Here is a 22,170-nt window from a genome sequence, read left to right on the forward strand (position 1 = left end):
TGAACCACTCACCAGGTGTTGCACCCGGCTTGCGGGATGCGCACCTATGAAAACAGTCCGGGAAACCGACTTCGCGTATCAGGCGGTCTATCGCTATCTGACGCTGCTGATCAATGACTCTGCCAGTAGTGGTGCCGTGCGTCTGCCTTCCTTGCGGCATCTGGCAGTACGCTTGAATGTGTCGATATCGACCATCCAGTACGCTTATTCGCTGCTGGAGAAAGAAGGGCGGGTCTATTCGGTCGCCAAGTCCGGATACTACGCCCAGGTGCCAGAGCTCGCGGTAGCGCCCGGTATCGGCAGTGATTTGCTCGAAGCGGTGTATGTCAATGCGCGGCAGATGGGAATGTGTGTGCTGAGCGCGGATGAACCGGCATCGTTGCAGCCGCTGGACAGCCCGTTGCTGACGCTGGAGCGTGAGCTGTTGCGCCAGTATCCACGTCAGCCGCAGTTGCTGGTACAACCCTGTGGCGAGCTGGAGTTGCGCACTGCGCTGGCGGCCCGATATACCTCGTCCCCGGTCAATTACTGGCACGCTGATGACGTTTACGTCGGTGCCGACCTGCGCTCGGTGCTGGAAATACTGATTTCGGTTTTGCAGTTGCGGCATACGACGGTACTGGTCGAATCACCCTGTGACTGGGTGATCCTGCGTCTGTTCGCAACAGCTGAGGTGCGGATGATCGAACTGCCGCTGCAGGCAGACGGCACCATCGATCCCCAGCATCTGACGTCACTGCTCAAGTCTGAACGGGTAGGGTTCATCCTGTTGTCCTCGGCGTTGAGCCTGCCCCATGGGAGTTCAGGCCCCCAGGCCAATCGGCAGGCGATTGCGCAGTTACTTGCCGAGCATGGCACCTGGGTGCTGGAAAACGACTGTTGCAGCGAGCTGGCCGACGAGCCGAACGGCCAGCGCCTGCGCGACTGGCTAGATCCTGATCGACTGCTGGTTTTCTCGACCTTCGACAAGGTCATTGGCGCCGAGGCACCTTATGGTTATCTCTTGTCTCGCCACTGGCGCGATGAGTTGCAACGACACTTCCTGCTGCGTGCCTTCCGCCTGTCAGCCAACCGCCAGAAAGCCATTGCCCGTTTGTATGCCAGCGGACGCGTCGACCAGCACCTGCTGGTTTTGAAGCGTCTGCTCAAGGAGCGGCGTACGTACTTGATCCAGTTGCTGCGTGAGCGTGCGGGCGATGCGCTGCAGATTGTCGAGCCTCAGGGCGGCGCGACAGTCTGGGTGCGTTCAGTGCGTCGGGTCGATATGAGCGAAGTATTTTATCGTTTGCTCCGGCAGCTGATTGTCGTGGCGCCGGGCGAGCTGTTCAGCCTGCAGGGCCGCTACCGGCAACACCTGCGCTTGAGCCCGATCAGCCACAGTGATCATGATCTGGCCTGCGTGGTCGGGCGGGTGGCCGATACCTTGCGCCTTGCGCCAGGGGACTGATGTTAAAAAACATCCGTGATGTCCCGGATACATCCCATCGCACTGCGGTCAAACTGCCAGTAAACTGCGCTGTATTTCCTGAACCACTCGATCTCAGAGGTTTTGCATGACACTCAGTCCTTTTGCGGGCAAACCGGCACCGGCAGAATTGTTGGTCGATATCCCGCGACTGGTAACGGCTTATTACACCGGCCAACCTGATGCATCGGTTTCCACTCAGCGAGTAGCGTTCGGCACGTCCGGGCACCGGGGCAGTTCTTTCGATTTGAGTTTCAATGAATGGCACGTTCTGGCCATCAGTCAGGCGATCTGCCTGTACCGCGAAGCGCAGGGCATTACCGGTCCATTGTTCGTCGGCATCGACACCCACGCACTGTCGACTCCGGCAGGCGCCAGCGCCCTGGAAGTGCTGGCGGCCAACGGTGTCACGGTGATGATCGCCGAGGGTGACGAATACACTCCGACGCCTGCAGTCTCTCACGCGATTCTCTGCTACAACCGTGGGCGCACCTCCGGTCTGGCGGACGGTATCGTCATCACGCCTTCGCATAACCCGCCACAAAGCGGCGGCTACAAATACAACCCAACCAACGGTGGCCCGGCGGACACCCACATCACCAAATGGATCGAAGCCAAGGCCAACGAACTGCTGGCCAACAAACTGGCCGGCGTGAAGCGCATCAGCCATGAGCAGGCGCTCAAGGCCGGCACGACCCACCGCCACGACTACCTGAACACCTACGTCGCTGACCTGATCAATGTGATCGACTTCGACGCCATTCGTGACGCCAAACTGCGTCTGGGGGTCGATCCGTTGGGCGGCGCCGGGGTGCGCTATTGGTCGGCCATTGCCGAGCACTACCGTCTGGACCTGGAAGTGGTCAACAAGCAAGTCGATTCGACTTTCCGCTTCATGACTGTCGACTGGGATGGCCAGATTCGCATGGACCCATCGTCCAGCCACGCCATGCAGGGGCTGATCGGCTTGAAGGAGCGCTTCGACGTCGCCTTTGCCTGCGATCCGGATCACGACCGCCACGGCATCGTTACTCCGTCGGGTGGCTTGTTGGCGCCGAATAACTATCTGGCCGTGTCCATCGATTACCTGTTCCAGAATCGCCCGCAATGGCGTGCCGACGCGGCCGTGGGCAAAACCGTGGTCAGCAGTGGTCTGATTGATCGTGTGGCCAAGCGCCTTGGCCGTCGCCTGTACGAAGTGCCGGTTGGTTTCAAATGGTTTGCTGATGGCCTGTTCGATGGCTCGCTGGGCTTCGGCGGGGAGGAGAGCGCCGGTGCTTCGTTCCTGCGCAAGGACGGTAGCGTATGGAGCACCGACAAGGACGGTCTGATTCCGGCCTTGCTTGCAGCGGAAATGACCGCGCGCACCGGTCGTGATCCGAGCCAGGCGTACAAGGCGCTGACCGATGAGCTGGGCGAGCCGTTCTCCGTGCGCGTCGATGCCAAGGCCAATCCGGAGCAGAAAGCCTTGCTCAGCAAGCTGTCGCCTGAACAGGTGACTTCCACCGAGCTGGCGGGCGAGAAGATCCAGAGCATCCTCAGCCACGCACCGGGCAACGATCAAGCCATTGGCGGCCTGAAAGTAATGACCGAAAACGGCTGGTTCGCAGCACGTCCTTCGGGCACCGAGGATATCTACAAGATCTACGCCGAAAGCTTCATCAGTGATGACCACTTGAAGCAATTGGTGGCTGAAGCGCAAACCCTGGTGGATGGCGCGATTTCGACCCGGTAATCAAGTCGGCACAAAACCTGTGGCGAGGGGATATATCCCCTCGCCACAGTGTTTCCAGTGGGCTAATCAGACCAGGTCAACCAGCACAATCTCGCTGTCCTCAATGGCCGTGACAGTCAGTAACTGCTCATGGGCTACTGCTACACCGTCTCGAGCTTGTGCGCGCAAGCCGTTGATTTCAATGACTCCCGTCGCTGGCACCAAGTAAGCCCGGCGTCCTTCATCCAATCGATATTCCGCCGTTTCGCCAGCCTTGATATTGGCTGCGACCAAGCGCGCATCTGCGCGAATGCGCAAGCTCTGGTCATCGCCATCCTTGCCGCTCGCCAAGGTCACAAAGCCTTCACGCTGACCTTTCGGGAACGGCTTTGCACCCCAAGACGGGGGCGCGCCGGTTTCGCTCGGCAGAATCCAGATCTGAAAGATCTTGGTGTCCTTGGCTTCGAGGTTATATTCGCTGTGAGCAATGCCGGTGCCGGCGCTCATCACTTGTACGTCGCCGGCTTCGGTGCGGCCCTTGTTGCCCAGGTTGTCTTGATGGGTAATCGCGCCTTCACGCACGTAAGTGATGATCTCCATGTCGCGGTGCGGGTGCTGCGGGAACCCCGTGCCGGCGGCAATGATGTCGTCGTTCCAGACGCGCAGGTTGCCCCAGTTCATGCGTTGGGGATCGTAATACTCGGCGAACGAAAAGTGGTGATGGGCATCCAGCCAGCCGTGATGGGCGCCGCCCAGCGTGCTGAAGGGTCTGAGTTCAAGCATGATCGTCTCCTCAAGAGGTTCGCCCGACGCGAGGCCGGTGGGTTTATGGCGGCGATCATCTATCAGGCAACCATCGATAAAAAGCGTAAAAAGTGCGGCATCAGCATCGAATAAGTTGATAAGACAAATGCTGGGCACCGTCTCATGCCACTTTCACTTGTGCGCCTAAACCAATGACCTGCAAGCATTTCGCTAGAACTCAACGGTAAATACAGACACCATAGCCCCTCAACAGCCTCACACTCTGGAGTCCGTCAGCGTGGCGCAACACACCCCCGATCTTCCACCCGAACTTCGTCCGTTGGCCGAGATGCCCTGGTTCAAGCGTCTGGCCGCGCGTTTCTTCGGTCATGGCTTGACCCGTCTGCGCGCGCAACATCGCGCTTCCTGGTTGCACGGTCAGGCCGATGGCTTTCGTAGCGGTCATACCGCCGGCGTCGAGTACGGATACAAAGAGGGCAGACTGGAAGGTCTGGAGGAAGGCCGGCAAGTCTTGTTGATTCGCGACAGTCGCAACACCGAACACCGTCCGCCCAGCATCGATAACCACTTATTCGATGACTGGCGTTTGCCGCTGACCGCCGAGCTGAAGAAACGCATCAAGGCTGACGTCGCCCGATTGCTGCCTGCACACGCCCAGCCCAGCGCGGCGCAGTGGAAAATGATCTTCAGTGACACGCCGTCGACCTCCGTGGTCGCCGGTGCCGGTGCGGGTAAATCCACCACGCTGGTGCTGCGCATCTTGTTGCTCACCCATTACCTGGGTTTTGAGCTTGATGCCATGACCGTGGTGACCTTTACCCGCGAGTCGCGCAAGGATTTCATCAACAAAATGATCGAGCTGTTCGCGCTGTGGGATCAGGCCCTGAGTCTGAAGCAGGCGCGCGAACTGGTGAGGACATTCCACTCGCGGATTTTGCCGATGGTGCGCAGCTTGCCGGGGTTCGAGCGCCTGCGGGCGTTTGAAAACCTCAGCGATCGACCACAGGGCGGCGAAGAAGAAGTCGACAGTAACCCGTTCGATCTGCGCATCAACGATGCCCAGCGCCAGCAATTGAATGCCTGCTATCACCGCTTGTTCAATAAGGACGAGCGTTTCCGTGAAGTGATTCAGCCGCTGTCCCGGGCCGGCTTACAGCTCAAGGAGCTTGAGCGCGATCACCCGGACGTGCAGAAACGCATGGCCGTGACCGAGCTCGCTGCCAAGCGCGATGAAGAGTTGTGCGATGTCATCGAGGATCTGTGGTTCCGCGCAGGCGCCTGGCCGATCAAAGGTATTGAGCCGAGCCGCCAGACGTTTGACATCAATGGCTCAAGATTTCATTGCCACGGCTACATACCCAGCCTCGATGCATGGGTAGTACTCGGCTTCGATTCACGGGAAAACCCACAGTTGTGTCGGCCAAACGCGAAACTGTCAGTGCGCGCGGAATGGGCTGTAAAACGCACTCTGTTTCAAGCTTTCTGTCATAAACCTCTGATTTGGCTGGATAGTTATGACTCATCCAAGCGTGTGCTCGCTGCGTTGGCGGGCGATGCCAGCGCCGGCCCGGGTTTCGACTACAAGGTCAAGGGCGAACTGACTTCCGCGCCATTGCTCGACTGTTTTGTTGCCGCTGCCGGCTTTATCGAGAACCTGGGGCTCGACGTTCCAGACGCGGTCGGCCGCATGAGCTTCGCCAAGGATGATCCGGACCGGTTCTTCTTTGAGGCGCTGAGCCTGTTCTGGCGGGCATTCGAAGATCATTTGCTGGATCAAAAGCCACCCGTGATGACCTACAACCGAATGTTTGCGCTCTTCAGCGAGCATTCGCCGGAGAACCTCAAGCTGTTAAGCGATGCACTCCTCAGACCGATGTCGCACCTGATGATCGATGAATTTCAGGATGTGTCGCCGCAGATTGTCTCGTGGATTCGCGCGAGCCTGACGGAGATCCGCAGTCGCGGCCCGGCCATGCACGTCGGGCGTGGGGCGCAGCGGTCTTCGCTGCTGTGCGTCGGCGATGACTGGCAGTCGATCTACGGGTGGCGCGGCAGTTCGCCGAGTTATTTCATGGAGTTCAACAAGGAGTTCCCGTCACCGAGTACGACCAGGGTCATGCTCAGCGATAACTATCGCAGCCATCAGCACATCATTGATGCGGCAGAACACATCGTCCGCGCCGCGCCGGCGATTGCCGGCAAAAAAGCCAAAGCCAGTGGCGAGCCGAAACCCTTGCAGCCTGTGACCGTGCTTGAGCGTGACGATCAAGGATTGGGCGAGCGCTTGGCCGAGCACTATCGGCAGGGCCATTCAATCTTGATGCTCTATCGAAAAAGCAGTGATAAGTTATTGATAGAAGAGCATATTCAGTCTGTAGTTAATGTTGATTCGAGGTTGCCGTATGAATCCCGACGCCTCAAGCAATTGACCTATCACAGCGCCAAGGGCTTGCAGGCCGACGCGGTATTCCTTTTGGGGGACTGTCAGCACCTGACCAGTTCGCCTTACAAGAATCAGGTCTATCGTATGGCCGGACTGGGCAAAAACGGCGACACCGAGCCCTATGACTCGGCACAAAAGGACGAAATCCTGCGCCTAGCCTATGTGGGCATCACCCGTGCGGTGAGTCACTGCTATTGGTACGTCGAAGCGCAGGATGGAGCAGCGGTGAAGATGCCACGAGCGTCTGACCGCGTGGCCAAAGGCAAGCCGTTCTTCGCGGATCACCGGCCAGAAAAACAAACTGCATAACCACAAAAAGCCCGCATGAAAGCGGGCTTTTTTGTTGTAAAACATGGAGTTATGCGTAGTTCTTGAGAGACTCTGGAGGAACGAACGCTTCCAACTCATCTTCCACCGCTTCGATTATTCGCTCGACATCGGCGGCGTTCATCACTGTTGCACAGGGAATCCCGGCAATGGCGATCAGGGTTTCACCGCTGGCGCGATCAAACAGACGGGCAATCAGGCTGCCCGGTGCATCCATCGTCGCCTCAAAACCCATTGGATGAAAATGCCAGCGCATCAACTGGCAGGCATTGGGGAACGTGACTTTGCTTGACCCTTTATTCATGTGTTGCCCGCCTTCAGCATCGAGCGCTTCCTTTTGCTCATGGTAGGAGGGAAGAGCCTTCATTGGCCCGACCGTTGATAAGGGTTAAAAGTAGCATCCGAATGTGAAAATACCGCGAAATTTCTCAGTCCGATTGGCGATTGATCGGTTTTTTTTGATATGTGTCACGTCGCTGTCAGACATCGCCACAATGCCATCACTGAATACTCATTGAAGCGCGCGATGAACTTCGGCAAGCTCGTTTCTTTTTCGCCGAGCCTCTTATGCACGCCGACGACGACGGCCCACAACAGACCGAAGCCACGGCCGCTACGGTCATGCGCTACCACCTGAGCTGGAAACACCGGGACCTGGATGCCGTGATGGCGCTGTACCATCCAGATGTTCAATACAACGATTTCTTCCAGAACCGCGTGCTGGGCCTCGACGAGTTGCGCGAGTATGTGCGGGTCAGCATGCCGCGCGAATCCGACGAACTGCTGGAGCATTGCGACCGCATTCGCGTCGATGGCAACACCGCATTCATTCAATACGAAATCACCCTGCGCGGCGGCGAGGGGCTGGTGTCGTTCCGCTCCAGCGAAGCCATCACGGTGAAGGACGGGCTGATCTGGCGCGTCAACGAATACGCTTCACTGGTGCGCACCCAGCCTCATGGCACGACCGCGCCGAACCAGCGTCCGGCGGTCAGCCGCCTGGGCCTGTCGCCACGGCAGCTGAGCTTCATGGCGGAAGACCTGCAGCAGTACTTTCAGCGCCAGCAACCTTATCTCGATCCCGAACTTGATCTGCAGCGAGTGGCGAAGGAGTGCGGTTACAGCCGCAACCAGATTTCCTATCTGTTGAATCAAGTGCTTGGGCAAAGCTTCTATCGCTACGTCAATCAGGCGCGCCTGCAACATTTGCTGCGCTCGCTGGATAACGCCACGCCGCCACTGCGTATTGATGAGTTGGCGTTTGCTGCCGGATTCAACTCGTTGTCGGCGTTCTACAGCTGTTTCCGCCAACACACGGGCCAGTCGCCAAAGGCTTACGCGAAACAAATTTCTTTGCGGACACGCGCGCAAGACATCTCCTGAGGACTGCCACTAGGATCGACGCCATCGAAGGTTTTCAGTGGCGGAGTCTTGCATGCCGGCGTGGCGCACTATCAGTTTGTGGATGGATCAACTCAATGAGCCGCTGACCGCGCGCGCCGAACTTGAGCAGGATCTGGATGTTGACGTCGCGATCATAGGCGCCGGTTACACCGGACTGTGGACCGCCTACTACCTGAAGCAACTCGCTCCGGGTCTGAATATCGCCATCGTCGAGGCGCAAACCGCCGGTTTCGGGGCGTCCGGGCGCAATGGCGGCTGGCTTATGGGCAACCTGCTCGGCGAGGATCGCTTGCTCGCCGGCTTGTCCCCCGAACAGCGCCGCGCCTCGTTCGACCTGTTGCACAGCATTCCCGACGAAGTGGAAGTTGTCCTCGAACGTGAAGGCATCGACTGCGATTACCGCAAAGGCGGGGTGCTTTACTGCGCCGCACGCTATCCGGAGCAGGAAGCCACACTGCGCGAGTACCTGAGCAAACTCCACGCACAGGGCCTGACCGACGACGACTACCGTTGGCTCAGCCCAGAGCAGCTGGCGCAGCAGATTCGCGTCGCCAAGCCCTATGGCGGCATCTATGCCCCCCACGTTGCGACGATTCACCCGGCAAAACTGGTGCGGGGCCTGGCGCGAACCGTGGAGAGCATGGGCGTAAAGATCTACGAAAACAGCCCCGTCACGCACTGGCAGGCGGGGAGCCTGCGCACGGCGAAGGCCAGTGTACGCGGTCGCTGGATCGTCCCGGCAGTTGAAGGCTACTCCGTCACTTTGCCGCCGTTGGGCCGTTATCAATTGCCGGTACAAAGCCTGATCGTTGCCACCGAGCCGTTGTCTGCGGCGACCTGGGACGAAATCGGCCTCAATCGCGGCCAGGCGTTCAGTGAGTTCAGCCGTCAGGTCACCTACGGTCAGCGCAGTGCCGACAACCGGCTGATTTTCGGCGCCCGTGGCGGCTATCAGTTCGCCGGCAAACTGCGCCACAACTTCGACCTCACGCGCGATGAAGTCGAACTGCGTCGCTACCTGTTCGGCGAACTCTTCCCGCAACTGAAAAATGTCCAGATTACCCATGCCTGGGGAGGCAACCTCGGTATGTCCCGGCACTTCAAGCCGCACATGCTCTGTGATCGCGCCAATCGCATCGCGCTGTCCGGCGGTTATGGCGGCGAGGGCGTGGGCGCCAGCAACCTTGGGGGGCGCACGCTGGCGGATCTGATTCTCGAGCGTGACACCGAGCTCACGCAGCAGCCGTGGGTGCTGCCGGACGGCGCAATTCATGCCTTGCGCCCGTGGGAGCCGGAACCCTGCCGCTGGCTCGGCTACAACGCGATCATCAGAAGTTTTGTCCATGAAGACCAGACCCTGGCCAACCCCGCGACTGCGCCGTGGCGGCGCAAGCTCGCCAGTCAGGTCGCCGGCTTCATGGAAGGTTTCATGCACTAAACGCCGTATCCATCAACAGACAGGTCAGACCATGAGTATCACGCAGTTCAAGAACACCGCCACGTTGCAGCTGGATGAGTCGAACCCGGTCGCCGTGCCGCTCGGCGAGCCGGTTGCGATTGCCTCAACCACCAGCGTCGAGCGCGACGACGGCGTCGAAACCGGCGTCTGGGAATGCACCCCAGGACGCTGGCGCCGGCAGATTACCGCTCAGGAGTTTTGCCATTTCATTTCCGGGCGCTGCACGTTCACTCCGGACGGTGGCGGCGAAACCCTGCACATACAAGGTGGCGACGCACTGATGTTGCCGGCCAACACGCTCGGGATCTGGGATATCCACGAAACCGTGCGCAAGAGCTACGTGCTGATTTTCTGATTTTCTGATTTTCTGATTATTTGATCCTTTGATTGCCTGCCAACAAAAAAAACCTGCACAGGAATCGACTCATGATCCGCAAAACCCTCGCTCTGGCACCGCTGATGCTGGCTGTTTCCCTCGCTCAAGCGGCGGATACGGTCAAGGTGTACAACTGGTCCGACTACATCGCACCGGACACCACCAAAAATTTCGAGAAAGAGACCGGCGTCGGCGTCACCTATGACGTCTACGACAGCAACGAAACCCTCGACGGCAAGCTGATGACCGGTAAATCCGGTTACGACGTGGTATTTCCCTCCAACCACTTCATGGCCCGGCAGATTCAGGGCGGGGCGCTGAAGAAACTCGACAAGAGCCAGTTGCCGAACTGGAAGAACCTCAATCCGGTGCTGCTCAAGGCCTTGCAGGTCAACGATCCGAATAACGAGCACGGCTTCCCTTATCTGTGGGGCAGCACCGGCATCGGCTACAACATCGCCAAGGTCAAAGCCGTGCTGGGCGACAATGCGCCGGTGGATTCCTGGGACCTGATCTTCAAGCCCGAGTACATGGAAAAGCTGCAGAAGTGCGGCGTGGCGATTCTCGACAACGGCCCGGAATTGCTGCCAGCGGCACTCAACTACCTGGGCTTGCCGCCGCACAGCAAAAATCCCGAGGACTACAAGAAGGCCGAAGCGCTGCTGATGAAAGTCCGGCCTTATGTCAGCTACTTCCATTCCTCGAAGTACACCAGTGACCTGGCCAATGGCGATATCTGTGTCGCCGTCGGTTTCTCGGGCGACATCCTCCAGGCGGAAAACCGCGCCCAGGAAGCCAACAATGGCATCGACATCGGTTATGCCATTCCCAAGGAGGGCGCGGCGATCTGGTTCGACATGGTGGCGATGCCGGTGGATGCGCCTGACGAAAAGGCCGGTTACGCGTTCATGAACTACCTGATGCGCCCGGACGTGATGGCCGGCATCACTAACTACGTGCATTACGCCAACGGCAATGAACAGGCAGACAGCCTGATCGACCCGGCGATCAAAAACGACACCAAGGTGTATCCGAGCCCGGAAATGATGGGCAAGCTGTTCGCGCTGGAGGCGATGCCGCTGAACATTGACCGGATTCGCACGCGCGTCTGGAACAAGATTCGGACGGGTAGCTAACCTTGATCGAAGCGCTCATCTGATGGTCGCGCCTGGTTTTTCGTGTGTCTACCTGTCAGATCTGACAGTTGAACTTGGCCAATAGCCTTTGTACGGTTGTGTTTCACGCACACCGTATGCAAAGGAGTTACATCATGGTGAAGTCAGAACTGCAGGCTTACGTTGAAGAGCAAATCAATCTTGCTGCTCAACGCATTATCGACAAAGGAGCGACTTCGGATGACTTGGCAGTCAGCCGATTGAACGTGCTGCTCTCGCTGCGTCGAACCCTGGACAGCAAAACCACATATGAGGATCTCGCTATGTGGGGCACCATCAATGATGTGTTGCAGCAAATAGGGGTCCTGACCGACAAGGAAACAATCTTTACCAAGCTGCAAGGATGATGCTCACTCTGCTATTCATCGGGTGTGTCGAGTGAAACGAGGCCGGCTCGTTTCACTCGATAACTCACGGAGTGACAGGAGCGTCGTTGCGTGGCCCATCGGGTTTGATATCAATACACTGGCATCGCACTAATAAAGTGCGGGAAAGTGAGAAGCACATAACGAAAAACAACTTACCCATATTTAATATTTAAATACAAAATCGTCAGACAATTAGGCGAAAGCCCCGCAACTAAAACATTCTTTCATCCCCGCACGCTTTGTTTACGGCAGTTTCCCGAAACAGCCCGATTTGAACTCAAAAAAATCCTTTACGGCAGATTTCAAATTGTGTCAGGTTTCTTACGCCTTCATTGGGCGAGTGATAGGACGATCTCGCCAGGGATTGTCCCTATCTGACAAAAACTGTTCCATTGCTAAACAAGGAAGTGTGTTTATGTCGAAAGTTAAAGCGAATGCTATTGATACTGCCGAACAGGCTTTCCAGCCAATCGGCGCGGTGCAGCCACTGGCCGCGGCCAGTTCGGCTTACAACCAGATCAGTAGCTTCAGCCATCAGTACGACCGTGGCGGCAACCTCACGGTCAATGGCAAACCCTCCTTCTCCGTCGACCAGGCCGCAACCCAGTTGCTGCGCGACGGCGCTGCCTACCAGGACAAGGATGGCAGCGGCAAGATCGAACTCACCTACACGTTCCTGACCTCGGCATCGTCCAGCACGATGTACAAACACGGGATCACTGGGTTCAGTCAGTTCAGTGCACAACAAAAGGCCCAAGCCAAGCTCGCCATGCAGTCCTGGGCCGACGTGGCCAACGTCACCTTCACCGAGAAAACCTCGGGCGGTGACGGCCACATGACCTTCGGTAACTACAGCGGCGGCCAGGATGGCGCTGCAGCGTTCGCGTATCTGCCCGGCACTGGCAACGGTTACGACGGCACCTCGTGGTACCTGATCAACAGTGGCTACACGCAGAACAAAAACCCGGATCTGAACAACTACGGTCGTCAGACCCTGACTCACGAGATCGGCCACTCCCTGGGTCTCGCTCACCCTGGCGACTACAACGCCGGGAATGGCAACCCGACCTACAACGACGCTTCCTACGGACAAGACACCCGCGGCTACAGCGTCATGAGTTACTGGAGTGAAAGCAACACCAATCAGAACTTCAGCAAGGGCGGAGTAGAAGCCTATTCGTCCGGTCCGTTGATGGACGATATCGCTGCAATCCAGAAGCTCTATGGCGCCAACACCACCACCCGTACCGGTGACACCACCTACGGCTTCAACTCCAACACCGGTCGCGATTTCCTCAGCGCTTCGTCGTCGAGTGACAAAGTGGTGTTTTCGGTGTGGGATGCCGGTGGCAAGGACACTCTGGACTTCTCCGGTTTCACCCAGAACCAGAAGATCAATCTCAATGACGCCTCGTTCTCCGACGTTGGCGGCCTGGTGGGTAACGTGTCCATTGCCAAGGGTGCGATCATCGAGAACGCCATCGGCGGTTCAGGCAATGACCTGCTGATCGGCAACAGTGTGGCCAACGAGCTGAAGGGCGGTGCCGGCAACGACATCCTCTACGGCGCCGGCGGTGCTGACAAGCTGTGGGGTGGCGCAGGCTCGGACACGTTTGTGTTCGCGGCCAGCTCTGACTCCAAGCCAGGTGCAATCGATCAGATCCTCGATTTCGTCAGCGGTCTCGACAAAATCGATCTGACCGGTATCACCAAGGGTGCCGGCCTGCATTTCGTCAGCGCCTTCACCGGCGCAGCGGGCGATGCAGTGTTGACCTCGTCGGGCGGCAACAGCCTGCTGTCGGTGGACTTCTCCGGCCACGGCTCGGCGGATTTCCAGGTCAGCACCGTTGGCCAGGCGGCGTACAGCGACATCGTGGCGTGATGTAACCGTGGAAAGCGGCGCGTGAAGCGCCGCTTTCTTCACTTGCATCGGCTGAATGTGTAGGCAAGGCTACGCGCCGGAGCGAATATTCCCATGATCAGTAAAGCTTTTACCTACAAGGCAGTGGCGTGGCTTTCGGCGGCACTGCTCATGGTTTCAGGAGAAACAAGCATGGCAAGCAGCCTCAGACTCGAAGATCCCTCCGTATTCGAAGGGCATTGGCAGGCGACATTGTCCGCGCACAATGACGCCCCCCAGGCGCAACAACTGCAGGACAAGCCTTCCAATACCTGCAGCGTCGAGTTGCACAGGAACCAGACGCTGGGCAAGGGCGCCGACTGTCTGGGTGCGTGGCTGGAAGAAACACCCATCGGCTGGTTTCCCGACCCGGATGGCCTGTCAATCACCGGCAAGGAAGGCTCAAGAATCCAGTTCTTCAGCCGACAAAGTGATGGGCTTTATCTGGCGACTTTGAAGTCGGGGTTGATCATTACGCTGCAGCGCGATTCGCAACAGCCATGAATCACCCGTGAACGACAAGGTTTTCATATAACGCGCCAACCAGTGGTTATAACAAACACGGTCACGGCAACTGCACCGCATTAATTAACGCTAGTTGTTATGAAAGTGTAATTGTCCACTTGAAAAACATGTCCCGGTCATGCGCGGACTATTAATCGAAGTCTTGCCGTAGAACGGCGAGAGATAGACTCCAGGAATAATCAATGAAGATGGCGAAGGCCCCAGCCACCGCTCCCTTGTTCAAGGCACTGGGTGACTATAAGAGCATCCTGATCAGCGTCGGCTGCTTTACCGCGCTGATCAACGTGCTGATGCTGGTGCCCTCCATCTACATGCTGCAGGTCTACGACCGTGTGCTGTCGTCGCAGAACCAGACCACGCTCGCGATGCTCTCGCTGATGGTCGTGGGGTTCTTCGCCTTCATCGGCCTGCTCGAAGTGATCCGCAGCTTTATCGTGATCCGCATCGGCAGCCAGTTGGAGCGTCGTTTCAACCTGCGGGTTTATCAGGCGGCGTTCGAACGCAACCTGTTCAAGGGGGAGGGCAACGCCGGGCAGTCGCTGGGCGATCTGACCCACATCCGTCAATTCGTCACCGGACCTGCGCTGTTCGCGTTTTTCGATGCGCCGTGGTTCCCGGTTTATCTGTTTGTGATTTACCTGTTCAACGTCTGGCTCGGTGTCTTGGCGACGGCCGGGGCGGCGCTGCTGATCGCGCTGGCGTGCCTCAATGAATTCATGACGAAAAAGCCATTGGGTGACGCCGCCGGTTTCTCGCAGAAATCCAGCCAGTTGGCCACCAGCCATTTGCACAACGCCGAAACCATTCAGGCCATGGGCATGCTCGGCGCGTTGCGCAAGCGCTGGTTCCAGGTGCATTCGCGTTTCCTCGGCCTGCAGAATCAGGCCAGCGATACCGGCGCGGTGATCAGTTCCCTGAGCAAAACCCTGCGCCTGTGCCTGCAATCGCTGGTGTTGGGCCTGGGCGCACTGCTGGTGATCAAGGGCGACATGACCGCCGGGATGATGATCGCCGGCTCGATTCTGATGGGCCGCGTGCTGAGCCCTATCGACCAGTTGATCGCCGTGTGGAAGCAGTGGAGCGGGGCGAAACTGGCTTACCGTCGCCTGGATGCGCTGTTGCAGGCGTACCCGCCAAGCGACGACGCCATGGCGCTGCCGGCGCCGAAAGGCCAGATCACTTTCGAACAGGTCAGCGCCGGCCCGCCAGGGCAACGTGCCGCGACCCTGCACATGGTCAATTTCAATCTCGCCGCCGGCGAAGTGCTGGGCGTGCTCGGGGCGTCCGGGTCCGGCAAGTCGACTCTGGCCCGCGTGCTGGTTGGCGTGTGGCCGACCCTTGCCGGCACCGTGCGCCTGGACAGCGCCGACATTCATCGCTGGAACCGCGACGAACTAGGCCCTTACATCGGCTATCTGCCGCAAGACATCGAACTGTTCAGCGGCAGCATCGCCGAGAACATTGCGCGGTTCAGCGAGACCGATCCGCAGAAGGTCGTGGCTGCCGCGCAACAGGCCGGTGTTCACGAAATGATTCTGCGCATGCCGCAAGGCTACGACACCCAGTTGGGCGAGGACGGCAGCGGTCTGTCCGGTGGGCAAAAGCAGCGTGTGGCGCTGGCCCGTGCCCTATATGGCACGCCGAGTCTGGTAGTGCTCGATGAGCCGAATTCCAACCTCGACACCGTCGGTGAAGCGGCACTGGCCAGCGCTATTGCGCACCTCAAGGCGCAGGGCACCACGGTGGTGCTGGTTACACACCGCTCTTCGGTACTGGCCCAGGCTGACAAGTTGCTGGTGCTCAACGACGGTCGTTTGCAAGCCTTCGGCCCCAGCCAGGATGTGCTCAAGGCACTCTCCGGCCATCAGGAACAGCCGCGTGAAAAAACGGCGCAAGTACCGGGCGGACTCAGCATGAGCCGGCAGTATCAGCCCACGACAAGGAATTCGGGTGTATGAGCAGCGCCAGCATGAACACTGAAAACGAAGCTTCCATGGAACACGCCTACCTCACCGAGCGCCCCGAGCGCGACGCGAAATTCTTCGCCCGCATGGGCTGGATTCTCGCCATCGTCGGCGCCGGCAGTTTCTTCACCTGGGCAGCACTGGCGCCGCTGGACCAGGGCATACCGGTGCAGGGCACGGTGGTGGTCTCGGGCAAACGCAAAGCCGTGCAATCGATGAGCAGCGGTGTAGTCAGCCGGATTCTGGTGCGCGAGGGCGAAATCGTGAAACAGGGTCAGCCCTTGTTCCGCCTCGATCAAACCCAGGTCGCCGCAGACGTGCAGTCGCTACAGGCACAGTACCGCATGGCCTGGGCCAGCCTCGCACGCTGGCAGGCCGAGCGCGACAACCTCAAGCAAGTGACGTTTCCGGCAGAGCTGAGCAACGACCCAGACCCGCGTCTGGCCTTGGTGCTTGAAGGTCAGCGCCAATTGTTCAGCAGTCGCCGCGAAGCGTTTTATCGCGAACAAGCCGCGTTGCGCGCCAGCATCGAAGGTGCCACCGCGCAACTGGCCGGCATGCGCCGCGCCCGTACCGATCTGAATGCTCAGGCGGATTCTCTGCAACAACAACTGAGTAACCTGCAACCGTTGGCCGACAACGGCTACATCCCGCGCAACCGCCTGATGGAGTATCAGCGGCAACTGTCGCAAGTGCAGCAGCAACTGGCGGAAAACACCGGCGAAAGCGGTCGCGTCGAGCAAGGCATCCTCGAATCGCGCCTGAAGCTGCAACAGCACGGCGAGGAATACCAGAAGGAGGTGCGCACACAGTTGGCTGACGCGCAGTTGAAAAGCGTGACCCTGTCGGAACAATTGACCTCTGCCGGTTTCGACCTGCAACACAGCGAAATTCTGGCCACTGCCGACGGCGTCGCGGTCAATCTTGGCGTGCACACTGAAGGCGCCGTGGTGCGTCAGGGCGAAACCCTGCTGGAGATCGTGCCCCAGGGCACCTCGCTGGAAGTCGAAGGGCATCTGCCGATCAGTCTGATCGACAAGGTCGGCACGCACCTGCCGGTGGACATCCTGTTTACCGCGTTCAACCAGAGCAAGACGCCACGCGTTCCCGGCGAAGTCAGCCTGATTTCCGCTGACCAGATGGTCGATGAGAAAACCGGCGTACCGTATTACGTGCTGCGCAGCAGTGTCAGCGATCAGGCCATGGAAAAACTCAACGGTCTGGTGATCAAGCCCGGCATGCCGGCAGAAATGTTCGTGCGCACCGGTGAGCGTTCACTCCTCAATTACCTGTTCAAACCGTTGCTCGACCGGGCCGGCTCCGCGTTGACCGAGGAATAAGGATGTTCGGCTGTATGAATAAGCTTTCGATGCTGGCGGCAGCGTTCGCGCTGCTGGCGGGCAACAATGCACTGGCGGCGATGGGGCCTTTTGATATCTACGAACAGGCGTTGCGCAATGACCCGGTGTTCCTCGGGGCGATCAAGGAGCGTGATGCCGGCCTGGAAAACCGCGCGATTGGCCGCGCCGGGCTGTTGCCGAGAATCGGCTACAACTACAACAAGGGCCACAACACCTCGAAGGTCACCCAGATCACGGATCGCGGCAATATCAGCGAGGATCGCAACTACAACAGCTACGGTTCCAACCTGACCCTGCAACAACCGTTGCTCGATTACGAGGCCTACGCCGCGTACCGCAAAGGTGTCGCGCAGTCGTTGTTTGCCGATGCCAACTTTCGCGGCAAGAGCCAGGAACTGCTGGTGCGGGTCCTGGATAACTACACCAAAGCCTTGTTCGCCCAGGATCAGATCGACATCGCCCAGGCGAAGAAGAAGGCCTACGAACAGCAGTTCCAGCAGAACGAGCACATGTTCAGGCAAGGCGAGGGCACGCGCACCGATATTCTTGAAGCGGAGTCGCGCTATGAACTGGCCACCGCCGAGGAGATCGAGGCGCGCAACGAGCAGGATGCCGCCTTGCGTGAACTGGGCGCACTGATCGGCGTGCCGGCGGTGGACATCAGCGACCTTGCGCCGCTGGATCAGAACTTCCAGACCTTCACCCTGCAACCGACCAATTACGACACCTGGCACGAACTGGCGATCAGCAACAACCCGAATCTGGCGTCGCAACGTCAGGCCGTGGAAGTGGCGCGCTACGAGGTCGAGCGCAATCGCGCCGGGCATCTTCCGAAAATCAGTGCCTATGCCTCCGCGCGGCAGAACGAATCGGAAAGCGGCAACACCTACAACCAGCGTTACGACACCAACACCATTGGCATCGAAATCAACGTGCCGTTGTATGCCGGAGGTGGCGTGTCGGCCTCGACGCGTCAGGCCAGCCGCACGATGGAACAGGCCGAGTACGAACTCGATGGCAAGACGCGCGAGACGATGATCGAACTGCGTCGGCAGTTCAGTGCCTGCCTGTCCGGAGTCAGCAAACTGCGTGCTTATCAGAAGGCACTGACCTCGGCGGAAGCGCTGGTGGTCTCGACCAGGCAGAGCATTCTCGGCGGTGAGCGCACCAACCTCGACGCGTTGAATGCCGAACAACAGCTGTTCACCACCCGCCGCGATCTGGCGCAGGCGCGGTACGACTATCTGATGGCCTGGACCAAATTGCATTATTACGCCGGCACCTTGAGTGAGCAGGATCTGGCACGGGTGGACGAGGCCTTCGGCCAAGGCCCGAAAAACCGCTAACCCCTGTCGACGCGGCTGCAGGGCGCGATCTTTTGATCCGCCTCAAAGGATTAGCAGCATCTGCATAACAACAAGAAAGTGAATGGTGAACATGGACGGACGTATCAAACCGATTTCGGTCGGCACTCTGTTGCTGGTGATTGGCGCGAACCACGCTCAGGCGCAATACCTGGAGACGGGACCGCGCTGGTGGGCGTGCAGGCCAGCCTGGCCTTGAGCAAGGACGTGCGCGTCAACCTGGATTACAACGGCCAACTGGCCAATCGCGAGAAGAGCCATGGCGTTGGCTTGAGCCTGAACTGGCAGTTCTAACCGCTGAGAACCAACCGTTCCCACGCTCTGCGTGGGAACGCAGCCCATGATCGTTCCCACCCGGAGCGTGGGGACGATCATGGCAAGCGCTGAAGAGACGGATTTTTCGCAACATCACTAAGGAAGGTCGCTGGATGAATAACAACAATACCCCCGCGCAAACGGGTGGCCGCTTTGCCCTCAAAACCCTGACGCTGGCCGTGCTCTGTGCCATCGGCACGGCACACGCTGCCGCCTATGTTGAAAACGGTCACAACGGTGATCCGGCAAGTTGGCGCAGCACCGAGTTCAAGGCTGACTGGGGCCTGGGCGCCATCGGCGCGGATCACGCCTACGCCGCCGGGTATACCGGCAAAGGCGTGAAACTCGGCATCTTCGACCAGCCGGTGTACGCCGCGCACCCGGAGTTTTCCGGCAGCAACAAAGTCATCACCCTGGTCACCAGCGGCATCCGCGAATACACCGACCCGTACATTCCGGTGAAGGCGGGTGACGCGTTCCGTTATGACGGTTCACCCTCGGTCGGTTCCGACGGCAAGCTCGGCGCTCATGGCACCCACGTCGGCGGGATCGCGGCGGGCAGTCGGGATGGCGGGCCGATGCACGGTGTGGCGTTCGGCGCGCAGATCATCAGCGCCGACAACGGCGACCCGGGCCCGGAAGACGGCATCGTTCGCGGCAACGATGGCGCGGTGTACAAGGCCGGTTGGGATGCATTGATCGCCAGCGGCGCGCGGATCATCAACAACAGTTGGGGCATCGGCATCACCGACCGTTTCGACCTCGGCGGCCGCAATCCGGCGTACCCGCACTTCACCGTCAACGACGCACAACTGCAGTTCAACGAGATCCGCACGCTGCTTGGCACCAAACCTGGTGGCGCCTATGACGGTGCGATTGCCGCCGCGCGCAGCGGTATCGTGACGATCTTCGCCGCCGGCAACGATTACAACTTGAACAACCCGGACGCCATCGCCGGCCTCGGTTATTTCGTCCCGGACATCGCGCCGAACTGGATCACCGTCGCCGCGTTGCAACAGAACCCTGATCAGGCCAGCGCCAATCCGTACATCATGAGTACGTTTTCTTCGCGCTGCGGCTACACCGCGAGTTTCTGCGTCTCGGCGCCGGGCACGAAGATCTACAGCGCGATCATCGAAGGCACCAACGCCGACAACCTGACCACCGGCTACAAAAACTACAACGGCACCTCGATGGCCGCACCTCATGTGGCCGGGTCCATGGCGGTGTTGATGGAACGCTTCCCGTACATGACCGGCGACCAGGTCGCGACGGTATTGCGCACCACCGCCACCGACCTCGGCGCACCGGGCATCGACGCCCTGTACGGCTGGGGCATGATCAACCTGCGCAAGGGCATCGACGGTCCGGCAATGTTCGTCACCGAGCAGGACATTCCCGAGGAATTCCGTATCCAGGGCGCCTACGGCTCCGGCCAGTTTGTCGCGGACTTGCCCGGTATCGGTGCGATCATCGACCAGGGCAAACCCACCGAGCGGCTGTGCACCGACATCACTTGCGGCCTCGACACCTGGCGCAACGACATTTCCGGCCACGGCGGTTTGACCAAGCAGGGCATCGGCACCCTGGTGATGACCGGCAACAACACCTACAGCGGCCCGACGCTGGTCAATCAGGGACGCCTCGCCATCAACGGTTCGCTGACCTCAGCGGTGACGGTGAATGACAGCGGCATCCTCGGCGGCAACGGTCGCATCGGCGCGCTGTCGGTGAAGAGCGGCGGCATGGTTGCCCCGGGCAATTCGATTGGCACGCTGAATGTCGCCGGTGACGTGAGCTTCGAGCGGGGTTCGACCTACGCGGTAGAAGTCTCGCCAACCACCAGCGACAAGATTGTGGCCGGCGGCAAGGCGGTGATCGATGGTGCGACGGTGAGCCTGTCGCTGGAAAACAGCCCGACGCTGTTGACCACCACTGAAGTGAAAAGCCTGCTCGGCTCGCAGTTCAACATCTTGCAAGCGGCGGGCGGCATTCAGGGGCAATTCGGTCAGGTGCTGCCTGATTACGCGTTCCTCGGCGGTACGCTGGCGTACACGGCAAACGGTGTGCAACTGGAGGTCGGCAGCAACGGTGCGTCGTTCGCCAGTGTGGGTCTGACGCCGAACCAGCGAGAGGTGGCTGCGGCTGCCGAACGTCTGGGCGCCGGCAATGCGTTGTTCGAAACCCTGTTGCTGTCGCCCAACGCGGCATCGGCGCAGCAAGCCTTCCAGCAGTTGTCCGGGGAAATTCACCCGGCCATCGGCACCTTGCTGGTCAACGACAGCCGTTATCTGCGTGAAGCGGTGGGCGAGCGTCTGCGCGAACGCGATCTGTTCAACGCCGATGCGCCGACAGACGAAGGCAGCAACGCCTGGGTCAAGGTGCTGGGGTCGTGGGGCAAGAGCGATGGTGGCGCAAAAAACGCTGATTCGACCAGCTCTATCGGCGGCCTGCTGGCCGGTGTCGATGGTCTGATTGCTGAAGATACGCGTCTGGGTTTCGTCACAGGGTATAGCGACAGCTCTTTGAGCATGGGCAGCGGCACGCATTCTTCCGCCTCGGTCGACAGCTACCACTTGGGTGCGTATCTGGGTCATGAGATCGATGCCTTGCGTCTGACCGTGGGCGGTGCGTATAGCTGGCATCGCGTCGATGTGAAGCGGGATCTGCAGTTCGCTGATGTCAGCGGCAAACAGAAAACCAAGCACGACGCCGCGACCACTCAGTTGTTCACCGAAGCCGCTTACGATCTGCGTCTGCAACCGATGAACCTGGAACCGTTCGCCAATTTGTCCTACGTGCATTTGAACACCGAAAGTTTCACCGAGAAGGGTGATGCGGCGGCGCTCAAGGGGGGCGAAGACAATCGCGATGTGGTGTTGTCGACCCTGGGTGTGCGTGCCAAGCGCAGCTTTGCCCTGTCGGATAAACATCAGTTGGAACTGGGTGCGAGCCTGGGCTGGCAGCACAACCTGAGCAGCGTCGACGCCGACAGCCATCTGGCGTTTGCCAACGGCAACAGCGCGTTCACCGTGCAGGGCGTATCAATGGATCGTGATGCGGCAGTGGTCGGTGTGCGTGCAGGTCTGGCACTCAATCGCGATGTGCGGGTAAACCTGGATTACAACGGCCTGATCGGTTCGAACGAGAAGAATCACGGTGTGGGCCTGACCCTCGACTGGCAGTTCTAAGGCGTGCCGGCAGCTTGCCAGAGCTGCCGGTTTTTTAAGGAAGGGAGAGCACGA

General features: G+C 59.3%; 17 protein-coding genes. 15 read left to right on the forward strand and 2 right to left on the reverse strand.

Features of this window, described 5'->3' with window-relative positions; genetic code table 11:
- Window positions 1-46 precede the first annotated feature (46 nt).
- Both AACY19_RS18745 and pgm read left to right on the forward strand, forming a co-directional pair.
- Window positions 47-1,447 carry an aminotransferase-like domain-containing protein gene (locus AACY19_RS18745; RefSeq protein WP_339452756.1) on the forward strand — a complete coding sequence of 467 codons (1,401 nt, stop codon included), beginning with the start codon at window positions 47-49 and terminating at the stop codon, window positions 1,445-1,447.
- Window positions 1,448-1,553: 106 nt separating this feature from the next.
- Window positions 1,554-3,200 (forward strand): phosphoglucomutase (alpha-D-glucose-1,6-bisphosphate-dependent), encoded by a 1,647-nt coding sequence (gene pgm / locus AACY19_RS18750; protein WP_339452758.1) that lies wholly within the window; start codon window positions 1,554-1,556, stop codon window positions 3,198-3,200.
- Between the two features lie 66 nt (window positions 3,201-3,266).
- Here the strand turns inward: pgm and AACY19_RS18755 are convergent, their stop codons facing one another.
- Window positions 3,267-3,962, reverse strand: a complete 696-nt coding sequence (locus AACY19_RS18755) for a pirin family protein (RefSeq protein ID WP_339452760.1) — start codon at window positions 3,960-3,962, stop codon at window positions 3,267-3,269.
- A 259-nt stretch (window positions 3,963-4,221) separates the two neighbouring features.
- Here AACY19_RS18755 and AACY19_RS18760 point away from each other — a divergent pair, with 259 nt between their 5' ends.
- Entirely contained in the window at window positions 4,222-6,696 is a 2,475-nt protein-coding gene (locus AACY19_RS18760; RefSeq protein ID WP_339452762.1) for a UvrD-helicase domain-containing protein, read from the forward strand.
- Between the two features lie 49 nt (window positions 6,697-6,745).
- Here the strand turns inward: AACY19_RS18760 and AACY19_RS18765 are convergent, their stop codons facing one another.
- Window positions 6,746-7,018, reverse strand: a complete 273-nt coding sequence (locus AACY19_RS18765) for a DUF1652 domain-containing protein (RefSeq protein ID WP_339452764.1) — start codon at window positions 7,016-7,018, stop codon at window positions 6,746-6,748.
- A 263-nt stretch (window positions 7,019-7,281) separates the two neighbouring features.
- Between AACY19_RS18765 and AACY19_RS18770 the strand changes: the two genes are divergently transcribed.
- From AACY19_RS18770 to AACY19_RS18825, 12 genes are all read left to right on the forward strand, one after another.
- The gene (locus AACY19_RS18770) at window positions 7,282-8,097 is read left to right on the forward strand and encodes a helix-turn-helix domain-containing protein (RefSeq protein ID WP_339452766.1); all 816 of its coding nucleotides are present in this window, start codon (window positions 7,282-7,284) and stop codon (window positions 8,095-8,097) included.
- A gap of 52 nt (window positions 8,098-8,149) precedes the next feature.
- Entirely contained in the window at window positions 8,150-9,556 is a 1,407-nt protein-coding gene (locus tag AACY19_RS18775; RefSeq protein ID WP_339452768.1) for an NAD(P)/FAD-dependent oxidoreductase, read from the forward strand.
- 31 nt (window positions 9,557-9,587) lie between these two features.
- A complete protein-coding gene (locus AACY19_RS18780; RefSeq protein WP_339452770.1) occupies window positions 9,588-9,932 on the forward strand; it encodes a cupin domain-containing protein in 345 nt (114 codons plus the stop codon).
- A gap of 71 nt (window positions 9,933-10,003) precedes the next feature.
- Window positions 10,004-11,089 (forward strand): polyamine ABC transporter substrate-binding protein, encoded by a 1,086-nt coding sequence (locus AACY19_RS18785; protein ID WP_339452771.1) that lies wholly within the window; start codon window positions 10,004-10,006, stop codon window positions 11,087-11,089.
- Window positions 11,090-11,223: 134 nt separating this feature from the next.
- The gene (locus AACY19_RS18790) at window positions 11,224-11,475 is read left to right on the forward strand and encodes a hypothetical protein (protein WP_339452773.1); all 252 of its coding nucleotides are present in this window, start codon (window positions 11,224-11,226) and stop codon (window positions 11,473-11,475) included.
- Between the two features lie 436 nt (window positions 11,476-11,911).
- The gene (locus AACY19_RS18795) at window positions 11,912-13,378 is read left to right on the forward strand and encodes a serralysin family metalloprotease (protein ID WP_339452775.1); all 1,467 of its coding nucleotides are present in this window, start codon (window positions 11,912-11,914) and stop codon (window positions 13,376-13,378) included.
- 93 nt (window positions 13,379-13,471) lie between these two features.
- Window positions 13,472-13,900 carry an AprI/Inh family metalloprotease inhibitor gene (locus AACY19_RS18800; RefSeq protein ID WP_339452777.1) on the forward strand — a complete coding sequence of 143 codons (429 nt, stop codon included), beginning with the start codon at window positions 13,472-13,474 and terminating at the stop codon, window positions 13,898-13,900.
- A 203-nt stretch (window positions 13,901-14,103) separates the two neighbouring features.
- A complete protein-coding gene (locus tag AACY19_RS18805) occupies window positions 14,104-15,879 on the forward strand; it encodes a type I secretion system permease/ATPase (RefSeq protein WP_339452779.1) in 1,776 nt (591 codons plus the stop codon).
- Window positions 15,876-17,225 (forward strand): HlyD family type I secretion periplasmic adaptor subunit, encoded by a 1,350-nt coding sequence (locus AACY19_RS18810; RefSeq protein WP_339452781.1) that lies wholly within the window; start codon window positions 15,876-15,878, stop codon window positions 17,223-17,225. Before AACY19_RS18805 ends, AACY19_RS18810 begins: the two co-directional genes overlap by 4 nt.
- 2 nt (window positions 17,226-17,227) lie before the next feature.
- Window positions 17,228-18,592 carry a TolC family outer membrane protein gene (locus tag AACY19_RS18815; protein ID WP_339452783.1) on the forward strand — a complete coding sequence of 455 codons (1,365 nt, stop codon included), beginning with the start codon at window positions 17,228-17,230 and terminating at the stop codon, window positions 18,590-18,592.
- Window positions 18,593-18,781: 189 nt separating this feature from the next.
- Complete coding sequence (locus AACY19_RS18820; RefSeq protein ID WP_339452785.1) at window positions 18,782-18,904, forward strand: hypothetical protein; 123 nt, start codon at window positions 18,782-18,784, stop codon at window positions 18,902-18,904.
- A gap of 134 nt (window positions 18,905-19,038) precedes the next feature.
- Complete coding sequence (locus AACY19_RS18825) at window positions 19,039-22,116, forward strand: autotransporter domain-containing protein (RefSeq protein ID WP_339452787.1); 3,078 nt, start codon at window positions 19,039-19,041, stop codon at window positions 22,114-22,116.
- The last annotated feature ends 54 nt before the right edge of the window (window positions 22,117-22,170 follow it).

It is taken from the genome of Pseudomonas sp. EA_5y_Pfl2_R50, assembly GCF_963970475.1.
GTDB lineage: Bacteria > Pseudomonadota > Gammaproteobacteria > Pseudomonadales > Pseudomonadaceae > Aquipseudomonas.